Below are 2,162 nucleotides of genomic sequence, written 5' to 3' on the forward strand. Positions count from 1 at the left end.
GCTCGCGCGCGGCGACCGCACGGCGTTCGCCGCGTCGCTCGCGCAGGCCCAGGCGAGCGCGCCGGACGATCCCGACATGCTCGCCGCGATCGGCGCGCAATGGATCGACGCGGGCGAACCGGATCGCGGCCTCGCGCCGTTGCACGACTGGATCGCCGCGCACCCGCGTGAAGCCGATACGGACGTGCGGCTGCGCTATGGCGATCTGCTCGGCAGCGCGGGGCGCGACGACGCGCTTGCCGCGTGGCTCGACACGCTGCGCCGGGAACCGTCGCTGACGCCCGCGCAGACGGCGCGGATCGAGGACCAGTCGCTGCGGCTCGTGTTGCGGCAGACCGACGATGCGATCGCACGACAGGACTACGCGCAGGCGCGCAAGCTGCTCGATCGGGCGAGCCCGGCCGGCCGCGCGGACAAGCGTCATGCGCTCGAACGGGCCGATCTCGAACGCGCGCAAGGCCGTTACGACGCGGCGCGCGATGCGCTCGCGCCGGTCGTCGCGCGCACGCCGGACGATGCCGATACGCAGCTCGCGCTGGCACGCATCGACGAGGACAGCGGCAACCGTGCCGCCGCGCTGGCGCGCGTGCAGGCGGTGCTCGCGCGCACGCCGGACGACGACGTCGACACGCAACTGTCGGCCGTGCGCCGCCTGAACGCGCTGCGCCGCGCGGACGAAGCCGCGCAGGTGACCGACCGGCTGCATGCCGCGTATCCGGCGCGCGCCGACGTGACGGTCGCGGCCGGGCGCGTGGCCGAGGCGCAGGGCCGCTATGACGACGCGGCGTCGCTGTACCGGTTGTCGCAGTCGCAGGAGCGTGCGACGGGCGTGAGCCCGGGCCGTGACGGCCTGACGCCCGCGCAGGCCGCGTTCGCGGATCTCGAGCAGCGGCGCAATCCCGAGATCGAGACCGGCTGGACGCCGGCCTACAAGTCGGGCGACGAAGGCATCTCTTCGTATCGCGCGCAGCAGGTGCCGATCTACATGCAGATGCCGGTCCGCTACGACGGGCATGTGTTCGCGCAGATCGACACCGTGCATCTCGATCCGGGCACGCTCGATACGAGCAACCCGAATGCGTATTCGCTCAAGACGTTCGGCACGTTCGCGGCGCTCAGGGCGCGGAACGCGCTGACGCCCGCATCGATCGCGAATCCGCCGGGCTCGTTGCACCAGTCGACGACGGGTGTCGCGCTCGGCGCTGGCTATCTGTCGGACGCATGGCGCGTCGACCTCGGCACGTCGCCGCTCGGTTTTCCCGTGCATTACCTCGTCGGCGGTGTGCGCTATCGCTTCGACGCGGGCCCGGCCAGCTTCTCGGTGAACGCGTCGCGGCGGCCGGAAACGAGCAGCGTGCTGTCGTACGCGGGGATGCGCGACCCGTGGACGGGCGCGGTCTGGGGCGGCGTGCGCCGCGACGGCGTGAACCTGCGCGCGTCGGTCGACGTCGGCCGCACGAACCTGTTCGCGGAACTCGGCGCGGGCGTGCTGTCCGGCCGAAACGTCGAGCGCAACGCGGAAGTCACGCTGCGCACGGGCTTCACGGTGCCCGTGTACGAGCGCGCGACGATGAAGGTCAGCACCGGGCTCGTCGGCAACGCGTGGCACTACGCGCAGAACCTGCGCTACTACACGTACGGGCAGGGCGGTTACTACAGCCCGCAGCGCTACCTGTCGCTCGGCGTGCCGATCGAATGGGCGGGGCGGCACGATGCGCTGTCGTGGGACCTGACCGTCACGGGCGGGATCTCGAACAGCTACGAGAAGGATTCGCTGTATTACCCGACGTTCTCGGACCAGCGGGCCGCGCAGGTGGCGGCCGGGTTCGTGTACGCGGGCAGCTCGACGCGCGGCGTGTCGTTCTCGTACGGCGTCAACGGGATCGTCGAGTATCGCGTGAACCCGCACCTGAGCGTCGGCGCGCAGCTGCACGTCGACCGGTCGCACGACTACGCGCCGAGTTCGGCGCTCGTGTACCTGCGCTATGCGTTCGACGCCCGTGCGCAACGCAGCTGGCTCGTCACGCCGACACCCGTGCGGCTTTATTCGGATTACTAGGGGAACGCGCCGTGAATACGGAAATCGATGCCACCCGTCCCGCGCTCGGCGCCGCCGGCCTGCTGGGCCGCCTGCGTGCGCTGCTGGGCGCGGGGCCGGCCGG

General features: G+C 71.6%; 1 protein-coding gene. It reads left to right on the plus strand.

All coding sequences use genetic code 11. The annotated features are described in order from the left end of the window. A partial coding sequence (locus DPV74_RS40975; protein WP_162923323.1) for a cellulose synthase subunit BcsC-related outer membrane protein occupies positions 1-2,059 on the plus strand: 2,059 nt, incomplete at its 5' end. Between the last annotated feature and the right edge of the window lie 103 nt (positions 2,060-2,162).

This window comes from Burkholderia sp. HAN2018, assembly GCF_024704855.1.
In the GTDB taxonomy this organism is placed as follows: Bacteria; Pseudomonadota; Gammaproteobacteria; order Burkholderiales; family Burkholderiaceae; genus Burkholderia; species Burkholderia cepacia.